Raw genomic sequence first — 16,368 nt, forward strand, 5'->3', positions numbered from 1 at the left:
TAGCCGTTCAGATATTCATGCCGTGGAGGCGCTGGCGGTTGCGCAGGACGATGTGGCGAGCGCCGGAGAGGCCGAGGACGCCTTCCTGCTGGAGCTGGGAGAGGACGCGTGAGACGGTCTCGAGGGTGAGGCCGAGATAATCGCCGATGTCTCGGCGGCACATGGGCAGGTCGAGCATGCCGGCGACGGTGAGGCGGCGGTCCATTTCGAGGAGGAAGGCGGCGACGCGTTCCTTGGCGGTCTTGCGGCCGAGGAGGAGCATGTGGTCCTCGGCGTGGCGCAGGTCGCGGGCGGTGGTGGCCCAGAGGGCATTGGCGATGCGCACATCGCCCTGGGCGGCGGCCTCGAGGCTCCTGCGGCGGACGAGGCGGACGGTGGTGTCGACGATGGCGTCGGCGGTGAGGCGGTGGGCGGGGCCGGATTCGAGGCCGAAGACATCGCCGGGCAGATGGAAGGCGCCGATCTGGCGGCGGCCGTCGTCGAGGAGCTTGCAGGTGCGGACGGCGCCGCTCACCACTTCGTAGACATAGTCGGCGGGCTCGTCGTCACCATAGATCTCCTCGTCCTTGCCGTAGGAGGCGAGGGTGCCGAGCAGGCCGGGATGGGCGGTGGAGAAGAAGCGGCTGTCGGCTTTGGGAGGCAGGGCCGGCAGGAGGCCGGTGCGCATGTCGGGGGCGGGAGCGATCATGGTGCGGGAAAGCATCGGAGCCATCTCCTTGGCGGTGCGGATGGCCAAGTGGTAGAGGCGATCGCCCCGCCGCGAAATTTCGGTCGATGCCTTAAGGGCTCCCCCCTAAGGGATTTCCCGGAGGCCGGCGGGGCGCACGCCCGTCCGCGCTTCCGCGCTCGGCCGCCCAAGCTCAACCGCCCAAGCTCAACCGCCCAAGGCGCCGCTGCGCATGGCGAGCCTGGCGAGATCGGACAGGTCGGCAGCCTGCATCTTGGCCATCACACTGGCGCGATAGACCTCCACGGCGCGCGGGCTGATGTCGCACTCCCTCGCGATCGCCGTGTTGGCTCGCCCGGAGACCAGAGCCTGCATCACCTGCCGTTCCCGCGGGCTGAGCGAGGCGAGGCGCGCATCGAGACCTTCGGCGGCGGAGGGGAGATCCCGCGCATCCGCGCCCCGGTCGAGCGCCGTCCTGAGCGCCCTGAGCAGCCTCTCGTCCTCGAATGGTTTTTCGAGGACGTCGATGGCGCCGAGCTTCATGGCTTCGACCGCGAGCGGCACGTCGCCATGGCCGGTCATGACGATTGCCGGCAGCTTCACGCCGGCGGCGTTCAGGCGCTTGAGAAGCTCGATGCCGTCGATTTGCGGCATGCGGATGTCGGTGACCAGGCAGCCGAAGCCGAGATGCGGAGCGGCCGACAGGAATTGTGCCGCCGCTTCGAACGAGCGCACGGCGAAACCGCTGATGCCGAGCAGGAATTCGAGGGAATCCCGCATCGCCGCATCATCGTCGATGATGAAGACCTGGGCGTCAGACGGCATCGAAACGGTCTCCCGAAGATTTGCGGCCGGCGGCGGAGGGCAGCGAAAACAGGAAGGTGGCGCCGCCCAGATCGTTCGTCTCGGCCCACATCCTTCCGCCATGCGCCTCGACGATGGTGCGGCTGACGGACAGGTCGACACCGATGCCGGTGCCCTTGGTCGTGAAGAAGGGTTGGAACAGGCGCGACCTCGTCTCCTCGCTGAAGCCGCGGCCGGTGTCGGCAACCGACAGGAGCGTCATGCCCTCGTCACCCGGGGCGCTCGAAACGGTCAGCTCCCGGCGGCTGCAGTCCTGCATCGCCTCGAGGGCGTTCCGAAAGAGGATGACGAGCACCTGCTGGATCTGGAGGCGGTCGACGACCACGAGGTCGCACTCTGCCGGCAGATCGATACGCAGGGTGACCCCCTGCTCGCGCGCACCGATGAGGCCGAGCGCCCTCGCATCCTCCACCAGCCTCGACAAGCTCTCGGTCCGCTTTTTCGTCTCGCCTCGCGCGACGAAGCCGCGCAGGTGGCGGATGATCCGCCCGGCGCGGATGGCCTGCTCGGCCGCCTTGTCGAGCGCAACCTCGATCTTGACGGCGTGGGCGAGCTCGTGCGGTTCCAGCAGGCGCCGCGATCCGGTGATGTAGTTGCTGATCGCGGCGAGCGGCTGGTTGAGTTCATGGGCGAGGGCGGATGCCATATCGCCCATGGCGCTCAGGCGGGACACATGAATGAGTTCGGCCTGCAGATCCGCCAGCCGTGCCTCGGTCTGCCGCTGCTCGGTGAGATCGTGCACGAAGCCGGTGAAGTAGCGCCGGCCGCCCGACTGCATTTCGCCTACCGACAGGTACATCGGAAAGGTCGAGCCGTCCTTGCGCTCTCCCATGACGATGCGGCCGATGCCGACGATGTGGCGCTCGCCGGTCTCCCGGTAGCGGGCCATGTAGCTATCGTGGCGGCTGCGGTCGGGCAGCGGTATCACCATGCTGACGTTGCGCCCGATGGCCGCCGTCTCGTCATGGCCGAACAGGTGCTCGGCGGCGCGGCTGAAAAGCTGGATCGTCCCTTCGTCGTCGATGACGATCATCCCGTCCGGGATGGTGTCCAGGATCGATCGCAGATGCTCCTCGCGGATGAGAAGGGTCCGTTCGAGGCGCTTCTCTTCGTCGATGTCGAGCAGGATGCCGGCGAGGCGCGCGTTTCCATCGGCAAGCCCTTGCGATGGCGCGCCGCGCAGGCGCAGCCAACGGCCGCCGCCGCCGGCCAATCGGCAGCGGACATCCAAGGGTGTTCCGATCCGCGACGCGCTTGCCGCAGCCTCGCCGGCTGCGGCGGCATCCTCAGGATCCAGCAGGGACAGGAAGTCGTCGAAATCGTCGGCGGGCCGTCCGGCAGGGACCCCCACCAGGGCCCGCGCGGCCGGGGACAGCACCAGCTTTCGGGTTGCCAGATCGAGGTCCCAGGAGCCGATCCCCGCGCTTTCGAGGCCGATCAGGACCGCATTGTCGTCGACGATGCGCGCCGAATGCGGCCCGAAGCCTTCGCTGTCCGGCTCGTTCGGGTCGATGCGGCCGAACGGGGCCGGCCGCATCTGATTATCCTCCGCGGAGGCGTTCGTCGCAGACGTCTGGGAACGCGGAGCGACAGCAGATGTGCCCCGACGGTCGCCATCATGCGACATGCAGATTGTCCTCGACGCTGGACACGCCGGGGGCCGACCACGCCGCGCGCTCGGCGACCGAGCGTTCGTGCCAGGCCTTGATCTTTCCTTCGAGCACGACCTTGCCGCCGTCCACATTGACGCGGATGGCATCGGCCTCGAACTCGGCGTCACGCTTGAGCGCAGCCATGATCTTCGACTTCACATCGGTGGCCTGCACATGCGGCTTGACCATGACGTGGTTGATGACACCGATGACGCCACTGAGCTTACGCACGGCCGTTTCGGCCGCCTCGCGCTGGAACTGCCAGGTGACCGAGCCGGTGAGGGTGACCCAGCCTTTCTCCACCTTCACCTCGACGACCCCTTCCGGAACCATCGCGTCCCAGGCGATCACCGCGACGGCGCGCTGGGCGATCTGGTCGTCGGCGGTCTTGCGGTCGCTCGGATAGCGCACCTCGATCTCGACCGCGATGGCGCGCACGCCCTTGATGCGGCGGACGACGGTTTCGGCGGCGATCTTCTCCGCATAGCTTCCGACATGGCCGGTGAGCGTCGCGATGCCATTCTCGACGCCGACGCCGATATTGGCGGCGTCGAGGCGGGGGTCGAAGTCGAGCGCATCGATGATCGACTGACGGAGGAGCTTGTCATCCATGGTGATGTCCTTTCCTGTATGAGCCTCTTGCGCGGGCGGCGGCGACGCCTCCCTGGTCACGCGGCGGCCTTGACTTCGATCTTCTTGGCGACGCTCGGCGCGGTCTTGGGGACGGTCACCGTCAGCACGCCGTTCGAGACGCGTGCGTCGATGCGCGAGGAATCGACGCCGGCCGGCAGTTCCATCCGGCGTGAGAACGAGCCGTGTCGCCGCTCGATCAGCCGGTAGTCCTTCTTCGTCTCGTCCTTCTCGGCCTTCTTCTCGCCGCGGATGGTCAGGATGTTGTCGGTCAGCGTGACTTCGACGTCCTTTTCCTGGAGTCCCGGCAGTTCGGCGGTGACTTCGATGGCCTGATCGGTTTCCGAGACGTCCATGCGCGGGACGAGATCCGATGTGGCGGAGGACCCGGTCCAGCCGAGGGAACTCAGCGCGGGAAATCCCCGGCCGAAATCATCGAAAATCCTGTCGATTTCCTGCTGCAGGGACCGGAAGATATTCGCCTGCGACAGCTCGGACCCCGTGCGGTTGAGGGGAGCTAAGGGTTTCAGACTCATTTCTGCCTCCATGTTCTGCCGTTTCCGACATTGGGAACGGTCCACGAAGACCATCCGGCGGCTGCGAGCGCGTTGATCTTGGTCAAATCCGTACCGTTTTTGGCGGTTTTCGGCGGTTGCGGGACCGTGCCGCGGCCTTCGGTTGAGATGGATCAATACGCCGCCCGCGATCCCCCTGTTTTCTGGGGCGGCGCGCGCAGGCGCTTTCGCTGAACGGAGGAGATCGATGCCCGAAACAAATGCAGAAGCGACGCATCCAGCGGCGAATCCGTCGCATGTGGTTGCCGACCAAAGCGAGGTCATCGAGTTCCTGTGCGCTCCCGATACCTATGGCGTGGCCGGTCCGGTCAAGCGCATCGATACCCATGGGGCGGTGGTCTTCCTCGCCGGCGAGCATGCCTATAAGCTGAAGCGCGCCGTGCTCTTTCCCTTCATGGATTTCTCGACGATCGCCAGGCGCCGGGACGCCTGCGAGAAGGAAATCGAGATCAACCGGCCGAACGCGCCGGGCATCTATCTCGATGCCGTGCCGATAACGCGCCGGAACGGCCGGCTGCAGCTGGACGGCGACGGCGAAGCGGTCGATTGGGTGGTGCGGATGCGCCGGTTCGACGAGAGCCAGACGCTGGATCGCGTGGCCGACGTGGCTCCGCTCGAGCCGCCGCTGCTCGCCGCGGTCGCGCAGGTGATATTCCAGTCGCATCGGCGGGCGCCGCTGCGGGACGGCCGCGCCGCGGCCGCCAGCCTGGAGCGCTATATCGCGCAGAACGACGAGGCACTGCGGGAAAGCCCGGCGCTCTTCGGCGCCGACGAGGTCGACCGTCTCACGCAGGCGGCGAAGGAAGCGTTCAATGCCTGCCGGCCGCTGCTGATCGAACGCGGCGAGGCCGGCCTGGTGCGGCGCTGCCACGGCGACCTGCATCTGCGCAACATCGCCCTGATCTCGGGAAAGCCGGTGCTGTTCGATGCGATCGAGTTCGACGACGCGATCGCCACCTGCGACGTGCTGTACGATCTCGCCTTCCTGCTCATGGACCTGTGGAGCCGCGGCCTGCACCAGGCCGCCAATTTCGTCATGAACCGCTATCTGTGGGCGGCGGGCGAGGAGGCGCATCTGGCGGGCCTCAAGGCGCTGCCGCTCTTCCTCGGCATCCGCGCCTCGCTTCGCGCGAAGATCGCCGCCGCGGCGGCCCCGCTGCAGCCCCGGGACAGGGCCGGCGCCATGGAGGACGAGGCGCGGCATTACTTCAAGCTGGCGATGGGATTCCTCGTCGGTGCGCCTCCTCGGCTGGTCGCGATCGGCGGCCTGTCGGGCACGGGCAAAAGCACGCTGGCGGCGGCGCTCGCCCCCTTCATCGGCACGGCACCCGGTGCGGTGATCCTGCGCAGCGACATCGAGCGCAAGCGCCTGGCCGGCGTGCCGGAGAAGGAGCGCCTTCCGGCCGCCGCCTATACCCCGGCCGCGAGCGCGGTGGTCTACGAGACGCTGAACCGCAAGGCCCATCTCGTCATCGAGGCGGGATACAGCGTCATCCTCGATGCCGTCCACGGCCAGTTTCCGGAACGCAACGTCGTCGAGGGGATCGCCAGCCATGCAGGCGTTCCCTTCACCGGATTCTGGCTGGATGCGCCGGTTCCCGTGATGATCCAGCGCGTGACCGAACGTTCGAACGACGCGTCCGACGCCGACCCGGCCGTCGTGCGGGCGCAGGTCAGCCACGACCTCGGCCTGATCTCGTGGCACCGTCTCGACAGCACCTTCACGCCGGCGGCGGTCGTCGACGAGGCGCTGTCGATCCTGGCGCTGAAGCGGGAGGCCCATGCGGGGCCGGCCGCCTGGGGGTGCGGCCGCGCCTGCCTCGAGGCCGCCGCCTTCCGGGCACGGCCTTTGATGTAGCGGCGGCCGATCGGCTGCCGGACGGGAAGAGGAGAGCCACCATGGCGTCCCAGCCTGCGGCCGGTGACCGCCGCTCCAGCGGGGAGCAGCGATCGGCCGCCGATCTCAGATCGGTCTTTCTTGCCGAAGGCGTCGTGCTGGTCGTGCTGGGCTGCGCCGCCGTTCTCGCCCCGATGCTCGGCGGCCTGGTGACCGTCGCTTTTCTCGGATGGCTCTTCCTGATCGCCGGAATCGCCGGCGGCATCGCCGCCTTCCCGGCGCGGGGGGCGATCAAGCTGGCATGGTCGCTGACGTCGGCGGCCCTCGCGCTGCTCGTGGGGCTTGCCCTGCTGGTGGACCCGTTCCAGGGGACGGTGTCGCTCACCATCCTGCTCGCGGCCTTCTTCGTCGTCGATGCCATCCTGCTGATCGGGCTGGCGGCCGTCTGCCGCCGCGACCTGCCGGGCCGGTGGGAATGGATGACGATGAACGGGGTCGCCGACCTGATCTTCGCCGGAATCGTGCTGGCGGGCCTGCCCGGATCCCCCCTCTGGGCACTCGGCCTTCTGGTCGGCATCGACATGGTGTTCGGCGGCATCGCGCTGATCGCGCTGGCCGCAGATCCGCGGCGGCAGGGGGCGGGCTGAGTGCCGCGGCGTCCAGGTGATCGGCCTGTCGCCGACCGCCTCTCGAAACGCTCTCCGAGGAGACAGACATGAAAGCCATGGTCCTGCGTGCGATCGGCACGCCGCTGCAGCTCGAAGACAGGCCGGACCCCCAGCCGGGGCCCGGCGAGATCCGGGTACGGGTCGAGGCCTGCGCGGTGTGCCGGACCGACCTTCACGTCGTCGACGGCGAACTGGCCAACCCCAAGGTGCCCATCGTCCCGGGGCACGAGATCGTCGGCATCGTCGAGACGCTCGGCGCGGGCGTGTCGGCTCCCGTGCCGGGCACGCGTGTCGGCATTCCCTGGCTCGGGCATACATGCGGCCATTGCCCCTATTGCGCTTCCGGCCACGAGAATCTCTGCGACGAGCCGGCCTTCACCGGCTATACCCGCGACGGCGGCTTTGCGACCCATGTCGTGGCGGACGCCGCCTTCGCCTTTCCCCTGCCGCACTGCGAGGACCCCGTCCATACGGCCCCTCTGATGTGCGCCGGCCTGATCGGCTGGCGCTCGCTCACCATGGCGGGGGAGAGCCGCAGGATCGGGCTCTACGGATTCGGCGCCGCGGCCCATATCCTCGCCCAGGTCTGCCGCTGGCAGGGACGCGAGGTCTACGCCTTCACGCGCGCCGGCGACGATGCCGCCCAGGCGATGGCCCGTTCGCTCGGCGCCTGCTGGGCCGGCAGTTCCGACGAGACGCCGCCGGAGCCGCTCGACGCCGCTATCATCTTCGCCCCCGTCGGAGCCCTGGTGCCGAGCGCGCTGCGGGCCGTCCGGAAAGGCGGGCGCGTGGTCTGCGGCGGCATCCATATGAGCGACATACCGCAGTTCCCCTATGCCATCCTGTGGGAGGAGCGCCAGCTCGTCTCCGTGGCCAACCTGACGCGTCACGACGCCGTCGAATTTCTCGCCCTCGCGCCGCAGGCCGGCATCCGGACGACCACGACGGTCTACCCGCTCGAACGCGCCAACGACGCGCTCGCCGATCTGAGGGCTGGTCGGTTCCAGGGCGCAGCGGTGCTGGTGCCCTGAACGGCGCGGCAGAAAATGCTTCTATTTGCCAGCTAAGGAAGGCATGGCGATCCTTTTCAGGATCGCCGCCGAGGCGAGATAGGCCGCGCTGATGCCGATGACGGCCAGCAGAGTCGGCGCGGGAAGCGGGACGAATCCGACGAAAGCGCCGAGCGGGGACAGCGCCAGGAACAGCGCCGCCGCCAGCGCGCCGAGCGAGGTCGCCACCAGGACGGGGTGGGGCCTGCTCGCCCAAAGCGGCCTTGCCGTGCGGATCACGAAGATGACCAGGATCTGGGTCGAGATCGATTCGACGAACCAGGCCGTCCGGAACACCGCGACGTCGGACGCAAAGCCCCAATGGAGGAGGATGAAGGTGGCGATGTCGAACAGCGACGACAGGGGCCCCATGATCAGCGTGAAGCGGAGGACCGCCTTCATGTCCCAGGCCTGCGGCGCGGCGAGCATTTCCCGGTCGGTGACGTCGAAGGGGATGCCGATCTCGGAGACGTCGTAGATCAGATTGTTGAGCAGGATCTGCAGGGGGGCCAGCGGGAGGAACGGCAGGATCAGCGAGGCCAGCGCCATCGAGAGCATGTTGCCGAAATTCGAGCTCGTTCCCATGCGGATATATTTCATGATGTTGGCATAGGTGCGCCGGCCCTCGACGATGCCGTCGCCGAGAACCCCGAGGTCGGGGGCGAGCAGGATGATATCGGCCGCTTCGCGCGCGACGTCCGTGCCGCCCTCCACCGAAAGCCCGACGTCGGCGGCGTGGATGGCGGGGGCGTCGTTGATGCCGTCGCCGATGAAGCCGACGGTGTGCCCCGCCCGGCGCAGCGCCCGCACGATGCGGCTCTTCTGGTCGGGCGATATGCGGACGAAGAGGTTCGTCCTGCCGACGCGGTCGATGAGGGCCGCCTCGCTGAGCGAGGCGATTTCGTCACCCGACAGGATGCCCTGCGCCGGAAGGTGCAGGGTTTCGACGAGATGCAGCACCACGGCGGCGGCATCGCCCGAGATGATCTTCACCGCTACCCCCGCCTCCATCAGGCGGGCGACGGCCTCGGTCGCGCTGGCCTTCGGCGGATCGACGAAGATGGCGCAGCCGACGAAGACGAGGCCGGCTTCCGCATCGACCTCGACCTTGCTGCAATCGGGCGGCATGGCGCGGCGGGCGACGGCGAGCAGGCGCAGGCCCTGGCGTCCCTTCTCCTCGAAAAGGGCAACCAGCTTCGCCCGCATCGCCTCGTCGAGGGGGATGGGGGTGCCGTCCGGCGCCTCGACGTCGCTGCAGATCGCCAGGATCGCCTCGGGCGCCCCCTTGGTGATCAATTCCGGCGCGGAACCGCTGGAGACCAGGACGGAGCACCGCCTTCGCTCGAAGTCGAACGGCAGGTCGTCCAGGCATCGCCAGTCGCCGGCGGGCATCGGGCCGGCGTTGATCGCATCGTCGAGATTGCTCTGCATGCCGCTGACGAAGTGGCTGTTCAGCCGGACCAGTTCGGCGACCCGCGTATTTTCGAGGCCGTCGGGGCCGACGCTGCCGACATGGGTGATGCGCGCTTCGGTCAGCGTTCCCGTCTTGTCGGTACACAGGACGTCCATGGCGCCGAGATCGTGGATGGCGGAGAGGCGCTTCACCACCACCTTGCGTTCGGCCATCCTGACGGCTCCGCGCGCCAGCGTCACCGTCATGACCATCGGCAGCAGTTCCGGGGTCAGCCCGACGGCGAGGGCCACGGCGAACATGAAACTCTCGAGCGAGAGGCCGTGATGCACGACCTGCGTGAGGAGCACGAACAGGACGAGGAAGCCGGTGAGGCGCAGGATGAGCATGCCGAGGCCGTGGACCCCGCGCTCCAGCGCCGTCGGCGGCTGCCGGGCCTGGAGGGAGGCCGCAATGGCACCGAATCGCGTCTTTCCGCCCGTGGCGATCACGAGCATGACGGCCTCGCCGCCGACGATGCTCGTGCCGCTGAACAGCGCGTTGAAGGCATCGTTGGGCGCAAGGCCGGCGGCGGGGCCCGTGCGCTTCTCGACCGAATAGGGCTCGCCCGTCAGCATCGCCTCGTTCACCAGGGCGCCGCGGCCCGACAAGAGGACGCCATCGGCCGGAACGAGGTTGCCGCTGCGCAGCTCCACCACGTCGCCCGGCACGATATCGCGCACGGGCAGTTCCACCGCCTTTCCATCCCGTCGCACCGAGGCCGTCACCGCCACCGAATGCCGGAGCGCGTCGACGGCCGATTCCGCCTTCTGCTCCTGCACGATGTCGAGAAGGATCGAGAACAATACGATCACGACGATCAGGATGAAGCTCTGCCAGTCGCCGGTGGCGCCGGACAGGACGGCGGCGATGAGGAGGATGGCGATCAGCGGCTCGGCGAGGCGTTTGCCGAGCTTGGCGAGGAGGCCGCGCCGGTTCTTCACCACAGCGAGGTTGGGGCCGTACCGCGCGAGGCGCTCGGCGCTTTCAGCGGCCGTGAGGCCGGAGGGCCTGCTCGACGTCGCCCGCAGCGCTTCCTCGTTGGACACCGTCCAGAACGCGTCTCCGGCATCCGACGAAAGGCGGCTGCCCGTGCCGGGAAGCGGGGCGGGGCCGGCCGCCTTCGGAGCGCCCGGCAGGATCGTGCTTTCCGTCATCGTTCCACCCATGTGCCGTCGTCCTTGCGGTATTTGCGCTTCACCGCGGCCCAGGCCACGCGATGGGCGATCTCCTCCCGAGCGGCGGTCCCATAGCGTGCATAGCCGGTCCAGGCGCTGTTGAAGGCGGCGCGGTAGATTTCCTGCGCATGAAGCGGCAGATGCGCCCGGACGCTTTCGGGGATATCCTCGATGGCGGCATAGGGCATGGTCGCCTCCTTCGATCAGGCCGTCAGGCGCGGGTAGAGGCGGGCGGCGATCGCGATGAGCACCGCGGTGGTGACCAGCAGCACCGTGCAGTCCACGGAAAGCCCGAAGCGGCTCGTCCCCCCGGTCAGCATGAGCGTGCGCAGGGCGTCCACCTCATAGGTCAGGGGATTGGCGAGGGAGATGGCCTTCAGCCATGCCGGCATGAGTTCGATCGGATAGATGGCGTTGCTGGCGAAGAAGATCGGCATGGTGAGCACCTGGCCGATGCCCATGAAGCGGTCCCTGGTCCTGACGATGCAGGCCATGATCAGGGAGAAGGTGGAGAACAGCGCCGAGCCGAGCATGATCACGCCGGCAACGGCGGCGAGGTTTGCCGGATGAACGTCGACGGCGATGCCGAGCGCATAAGCGAGGAGATAGACCACGACGGCCTGCGACAGGCCCCTGGCGCCGGCGGAGACGGCCTTGCCGATGACCAGGGCGCTGCGCGGGGCGGGGCTCACCATGTAGCGATGCAGGATGCCGAGGTCGCGCTCCCAGATGGCGGCGATGCCGTAGAAGATCGCGGCGAACAGGACGCTTTGCGCCAGGATGCCGGGCGCGAGAAAGTCGAGGTAGCGGCCGTTCTCGGACGCCAGACCGCGAACCTGGGCCATGACCTCGCCGAACAGCACCAGCCAGAGCGCCGGCTGGATCGCGCGGGTGAGCAACTCGCTCGGGTCGCGGCGCAGCTTGCTGAGCTCGGCAGCGGCCACCGCATAGACCTGGGTGGCGTAGTCGCCGACGGGCCGAACGAGCCCCCTATCCATGGGCGCTGGCATTGAAACGGGCCTGGCGGACGTTGCCATAGTCTCCTCCCTGGTCGATATCGCTGCCGGCCACCTGCGCGAAGACGTCGTCGAGCGTCGCATCCGGCCCCAGCTGCGCCTTCAAGGCCGCCGGCGAACCCACCCTTTCGAGGCGGCCGCGGTGGAGGATGCCGATGCGGTCGCAGAGCGTCTCCGCTTCTTCCATGACGTGGGTGGTGATGAGGATCGCAGTGCCGTAGCGGGTGCGAAGATCGCGGACGTGGTCCCAGATCGCGGTTCTCGCCACCGGGTCGAGACCGACCGTCGGCTCGTCCATGATGAGGAGCACGGGACGGTGGAGCGTGCTCTGGGCGATCTCGAGGCGGCGCAGCATGCCGCCGGAATAGTGTTGCGCCGGCCGGTCGGCGACGCCGGCCAGACCGGTCATCGCGAGCGCTTCGGCGATCCTCGATGCGCGCTCCCGAGGCGGAATGAGATAGAGCCGCGCCGAGAGGAGCAGATTCTCGCGGCCGGTGAGGGCGCCGTCTGCGGACAGCAATTGCGGCACGTAGCCGATCAGCGCCCGCACCTCCTTCGAGGATCGCGAAAGGTCCCGCCCGGCTATCCAGGCATTGCCGCCGGTCGCGGGAAGGAGCGTCGTCAGCATCTTGATGAGCGTCGATTTGCCGGCGCCGTTGGGTCCGATGAGGCCGAAGATCTCGCCGCGCGCGATGGCGAGATCGACGCCGTCGACGACGACGTGTCCGTCGTAGGACTTGGTCAGGGCCGCCGTGCGCAGGAGGGGAGCGGCAGCCTCTTCCGAGGCCGTCTTCGGCGCGATCGATACCGCATGCTGTTCCATCCCTGGCCCTCTACCAGCGCCACGCCGGACTCCCGGAGCGGCCACGCGGCGCCACCTTACAGAGGGAGGTCTCCCGCGCCTTGATCCATGACAAGCGGCCGGGCGAACGGCGGCCGGGCGCCGGAGAAGGGGGCGGGAATCGAGCCGGCCGATCAGGCCTGCCTGGCCCGCCGCGCCGCTGCGGCTTCACCCAGCCAGCGCGCGAAGCCGACCCATCCGCCGGCAGCGGCGCTGAGCAGCAGGCCCGCGGCCAGGACGGGCCATGGAGGCAGGGAGACGCGGAAGACGGAGGCGAGGGCGGGGATGCCGAAGATCGCCGCCATCACCAGGAACGAGAGCGTTGCGATGGCGAAGAAGACCCAGTGGCGGCGATCGAGGAACGGCGTTCCCACCTCGGCCGCCTCGGCGAAGGCGAGCGACAGGTTCCCGGCGATCAGCATGACGAAGGCGAGCGCACGGGCGCTGTCTTCCGGCAGGCCCTGCGCCCAGGCCCACAGATAGGCGCCGAACACGCAGGCGAGGACGACCAGACCCTGAAGGACGCCGAACGCCATGTGGCGCATGCCGAACAACGCCTCGCCCGACCGCCGCGGCGGCTTGTCCATGGCGTGCCGCTCGCCGGGCTCTCCTTCGAAGACGAGGGAGCAGACGGGATCGATGATGAGTTCGAGGAGGACGACATGGAGCGGAAACAGGACGGGAGGCAGGCCCGTCACGACAGGGAGCAGCGCCAGGCCGGCAACCGGGATGTGGATCGCGGTGACGTAGACGAGCGCCTTGCGCAGATTGGCGAAGATGCGCCGGCCCAGCCTTATGCCGCCGATGATCGAGGCGAGCCGGTCATCGAGAAGCACGATGTCCGCCGCCTCGCGCGCGACGTCCGTGCCGCGCCGGCCCATGGCGATGCCGATATGGGCCGCTTCCAGCGCGGGGGCGTCGTTGATGCCGTCTCCGGTCATGGCGACCACCTCGCCATTGGCCTTGAAGGCTTCGACGAGAGCGAGTTTCTGTTCCGGGGCCACGCGGGCGAAGACCCGGGTCCGCCGCACGCGCTGTTCGAGCGCACCGGGTGCAAGCCGTGCGATCTCGGCGCCTGTCATGGCACCCGCGCCGGTGTCGATGCCCGCCTGGCGGGCGATCTCGACCGCCGTGGCAGGGTAGTCGCCGGTGATCATGGCGACGTCGATGCCGGCATGCCGCGCCTGCGACAACGCGGCGGCGGCATCGCTCCGGACAGGATCCTCGAACGCGACGAGGCCGTCGAACCCGAAGAGCGGGAGGCGCCCGTCCGCGCCGACTCCGGCCCGGCGGCTGCTCGCGACGCCCAGCACGCGCAGCCCGCGCTCGGCGAGTTCGGCGACGGCACCTTCCGCCGGCGCCCGTTCGCCGGCCGGCATCCCGCACAGGTCGAAGATCGCTTCGGGAGCGCCCTTTGCCGCATGGAGGACCTCGCCGTCCGGCATGGCCCAGGCCTGGATGAAGGCGAGGCGGTCCGGCCGCAAGGGGTAGGACCGCAGAGGCTGGGTTGCGGATACCGGGAGGGGCGACGAGCCGACCGCCTCGCGCACCGCTTTGTCCATCGGATCGACCGGGCGAGGTGCCGAGGCCAGCGCCGCCGGCACGAGCACATCGAGGGCGCCGGCGGCTGAGGGATCGTAGAGGATGCCGGTCCGCCATGTCGCGGCGACACGCATGCGGTTCTCGGTGAGCGTGCCGGTCTTGTCGACGCACAGCATCGTCACCGCGCCCAGCGTCTCGATGGCGGCGGAGCGGCGGACCAGCACCTTTTGCCGGGCGAGGCGGAAGGAGCCGAGCGCGAGGAAGATGGCCAGCACCATCGGGAATTCCTCGGGCAGCAGCGCGATGGCGAGCGTGATGCCGGCGAGCCCGCCCTCGATCCAATCGCCCCTCAGCACCCCGTAGGTCAGGGCGACGATGCCGCAAAAAGCGAGGGCGGTAGCGCCGAGCCTGGCGACGAGCGGCTGCATGCTCTTCTGGAGGAGCGTCGGCTCGTCTTCGATCGAGGCCAGGGACAGACCGATGCGTCCGAGATTGGTGGAAACGCCGGTGCGCGTCACCTCGACCACGCCCTGCCCGCGGACATTCATCGTACCCGCATAGACGAAGGACGTTGCCTCGCCGCCCGGCTGTGCCTCCGCATGCTCTGCCGGTCCCCCGTCGCCCGCCGGTCGCTTGCTGACGGGGACGCTCTCCCCGGTGAGAACGGATTCATCGACCGTCAGGGCGTCGCCGGCGACCAGGACGCCGTCGGCCGGCAGGCGCTCGCCTTCCCCCGCCAGCATCAGGTCGCCCGGCACGAGCTCGTGCGCCGGGATGCGCCGCTCCCGGCCTTCGCGGATCACCCTGGCGAAAGGCTCCGCCAGTTGGCGCAACGCCGAGACCACACGTTCGGTTCGCGCTTCCTGGAAGACCACGAGGCCGATGGTGACGGCAGCACCGCAGAGGACGAAGATGCCTTCCCCCCAATCGCCCACCGTCAGATAGAGAACCGCGGCGGCGAGGAGGAGCAGGAACATCGGCTCGCGCAGGATGTCCCGCATGATGTCGGCCACGTTCCGCGAACGCGGCTTTTCGAGCGTGTTCGGGCCATGACGCGCCAGGCGCCGGGCCGCTTCCTGTTCCGACAGTCCTTCGAGGCGGCCAGCCGCGGCGGCTGGAGGCGCTGCGCCGTCGTTCATCTGGATGGCTCAGTTCCTTCGGGCCGTACGCTGCGTCAGCCCGACCTCAATGCGACATGAACAGCGGCACCGGGCAATGGTCGAGGAGGGACCGGGTCACGCCGCCGAAAACGGTCTCGTGCAGCCGCGAATGGACAAATCCGCCCATCACCAGCAGATCCGCCCCGAATCCCACGGCGTGGCTGCGCAGCGTCGCCGCAACGTCGCCGTCGGCGGCGTCCAGGCTGTTCACGGACACGCGAATGCCGTGCCGTGCCAGGCAGGGCGCGAGGTCCGCTCCCATCAGGGCGTCCGGCAGGTCCTTCTCGCCGGTTACCGAGACGATCTCCACCGCCTCGGCGTCCTTCAGGAATGGCAGGGCATCGCCCGTCGCCCGCGCGGCCTTGGCGCTGCCGTCCCAGGCGACGATCACCCGCCTGCTTCGGCACACGTCGTGTCCGGCGGGGACGATGATCAGAGGACGGCCGCTGTCCAGAAGCAATGTCTCCACCACCGCCCGATCGAGAGCGATGGACTCCGGTTCGGCGTCGAGAACCGCGAGATCGTGCACGCGGGCCTGCGCCGTGAACGAGGCCAGCAGATCGGGATAGGACAATTGCGGCGTCTCGGTGGAACAGATGATTCCGGCTGCCGCCGCGTCCGCCCGCGCGGTCTGGGCGACGGTTTCGACGAGCGCCTCCAATCGCCTGTTCTCGGCCTGCACAAGGTCCCAGACCAGCCCGTTGGCCCAGTTGAAAGGCAATTTCAGCCTGACGGACGAAGCCTGCACCGTTGTGTGGGCGTCTGCCCGGTGGGCGAGCGAAAGCCCGTAAGGCAGCGCGAAGGATGTTTCCGCCGGCCCGAACTGCTTCGTCACTGCGACGAACACGTTCTTCACGTTCCCGATCATGTCATTCTCCGTCCCGCCTCTTGGAAGAAGGAGCATGCGACATGCGCGGGGGGCCTGCCTTGATCCGCCGCAAGCCCGAGCTGGCCGGTCGAGGACGGCGCGAGGGGCGTGTTTACCCTCGTATCAGCCGGAAGAAGGCGATCGCCGCCAGCACGGCGACGAGGAGCGCGAGAAAATGGAGGGTGTTCATGCCGCGAACGACATCGCTCATCATTCCCTGCAGACCCGTCATGGCCGCCTCCGTGTTCCGACGGCCCGCACCGATTGCCGCGCCGAAGTGTCACGATGAGACGGCGCGAGGCGAGGGGCCTTGATGCCGATCAAGTCGCGACGATGCGCGCCGGCCATGGCCTCGCGGGCGATTGATCGAA

Annotated in this window: 14 protein-coding genes; 3 read left to right on the top strand and 11 right to left on the bottom strand. The window is 68.6% G+C overall.

What is annotated here, in order from left to right:
* Positions 1–7 precede the first annotated feature (7 nt).
* The 5 genes from J3R73_RS04185 to J3R73_RS04205 form a co-directional block, all read right to left on the bottom strand.
* The gene (locus tag J3R73_RS04185; RefSeq protein WP_307437080.1) at positions 8–667 is read right to left on the bottom strand and encodes a helix-turn-helix domain-containing protein; all 660 of its coding nucleotides are present in this window, start codon (positions 665–667) and stop codon (positions 8–10) included.
* 207 nt (positions 668–874) lie between these two features.
* On the bottom strand, positions 875–1,492 hold the full coding sequence (gene fixJ, locus J3R73_RS04190; protein WP_307422772.1) for a response regulator FixJ: 618 nt from the start codon (positions 1,490–1,492) through the stop codon (positions 875–877).
* The gene (locus J3R73_RS04195; RefSeq protein WP_307422774.1) at positions 1,482–3,068 is read right to left on the bottom strand and encodes a sensor histidine kinase; all 1,587 of its coding nucleotides are present in this window, start codon (positions 3,066–3,068) and stop codon (positions 1,482–1,484) included. Before J3R73_RS04195 ends, fixJ begins: the two co-directional genes overlap by 11 nt.
* 79 nt (positions 3,069–3,147) lie before the next feature.
* Complete coding sequence (locus J3R73_RS04200) at positions 3,148–3,795, bottom strand: BON domain-containing protein (protein ID WP_307422777.1); 648 nt, start codon at positions 3,793–3,795, stop codon at positions 3,148–3,150.
* A 56-nt stretch (positions 3,796–3,851) separates the two neighbouring features.
* Positions 3,852–4,652 carry an Hsp20/alpha crystallin family protein gene (locus J3R73_RS04205; protein WP_307422780.1) on the bottom strand — a complete coding sequence of 267 codons (801 nt, stop codon included), beginning with the start codon at positions 4,650–4,652 and terminating at the stop codon, positions 3,852–3,854.
* On the opposite strand from J3R73_RS04205, the gene J3R73_RS04210 reads away from it, so the two are divergent.
* The 3 genes from J3R73_RS04210 to J3R73_RS04220 all read left to right on the top strand — a co-directional run bounded on the left by J3R73_RS04210 (position 4,627) and on the right by J3R73_RS04220 (position 7,924).
* Entirely contained in the window at positions 4,627–6,246 is a 1,620-nt protein-coding gene (locus J3R73_RS04210) for a bifunctional aminoglycoside phosphotransferase/ATP-binding protein (protein WP_307422783.1), read from the top strand. The genes J3R73_RS04205 and J3R73_RS04210 overlap by 26 nt on opposite strands.
* A 41-nt stretch (positions 6,247–6,287) precedes the next feature.
* Positions 6,288–6,872 carry an HdeD family acid-resistance protein gene (locus tag J3R73_RS04215; protein WP_307422785.1) on the top strand — a complete coding sequence of 195 codons (585 nt, stop codon included), beginning with the start codon at positions 6,288–6,290 and terminating at the stop codon, positions 6,870–6,872.
* 68 nt (positions 6,873–6,940) lie between these two features.
* Entirely contained in the window at positions 6,941–7,924 is a 984-nt protein-coding gene (locus tag J3R73_RS04220; protein ID WP_307422788.1) for a zinc-dependent alcohol dehydrogenase family protein, read from the top strand.
* 21 nt (positions 7,925–7,945) lie between these two features.
* On the opposite strand, the gene mgtA is transcribed toward J3R73_RS04220, so the two are convergent.
* From mgtA to J3R73_RS04250, 6 genes are all read right to left on the bottom strand, one after another.
* Complete coding sequence (gene mgtA, locus J3R73_RS04225; RefSeq protein ID WP_307422791.1) at positions 7,946–10,549, bottom strand: magnesium-translocating P-type ATPase; 2,604 nt, start codon at positions 10,547–10,549, stop codon at positions 7,946–7,948.
* Positions 10,546–10,758 carry a ChaB family protein gene (locus tag J3R73_RS04230; RefSeq protein ID WP_307422794.1) on the bottom strand — a complete coding sequence of 71 codons (213 nt, stop codon included), beginning with the start codon at positions 10,756–10,758 and terminating at the stop codon, positions 10,546–10,548. Before J3R73_RS04230 ends, mgtA begins: the two co-directional genes overlap by 4 nt.
* A gap of 15 nt (positions 10,759–10,773) precedes the next feature.
* Positions 10,774–11,568 (bottom strand): ABC transporter permease, encoded by a 795-nt coding sequence (locus J3R73_RS04235; protein WP_307422799.1) that lies wholly within the window; start codon positions 11,566–11,568, stop codon positions 10,774–10,776.
* Positions 11,561–12,409, bottom strand: a complete 849-nt coding sequence (locus J3R73_RS04240; RefSeq protein ID WP_307422802.1) for an ABC transporter ATP-binding protein — start codon at positions 12,407–12,409, stop codon at positions 11,561–11,563. The genes J3R73_RS04235 and J3R73_RS04240 overlap by 8 nt, the downstream gene beginning before the upstream one ends.
* A gap of 152 nt (positions 12,410–12,561) precedes the next feature.
* On the bottom strand, positions 12,562–15,108 hold the full coding sequence (locus tag J3R73_RS04245) for a cation-translocating P-type ATPase (protein WP_307422805.1): 2,547 nt from the start codon (positions 15,106–15,108) through the stop codon (positions 12,562–12,564).
* Positions 15,109–15,154: 46 nt separating this feature from the next.
* Complete coding sequence (locus J3R73_RS04250) at positions 15,155–15,997, bottom strand: universal stress protein (protein WP_307422807.1); 843 nt, start codon at positions 15,995–15,997, stop codon at positions 15,155–15,157.
* Positions 15,998–16,368: the final 371 nt, after the last annotated feature.

Origin of the sequence: Labrys monachus (genome assembly GCF_030814655.1) — a bacterium.
Lineage (GTDB): Bacteria > Pseudomonadota > Alphaproteobacteria > Rhizobiales > Labraceae > Labrys > Labrys monacha.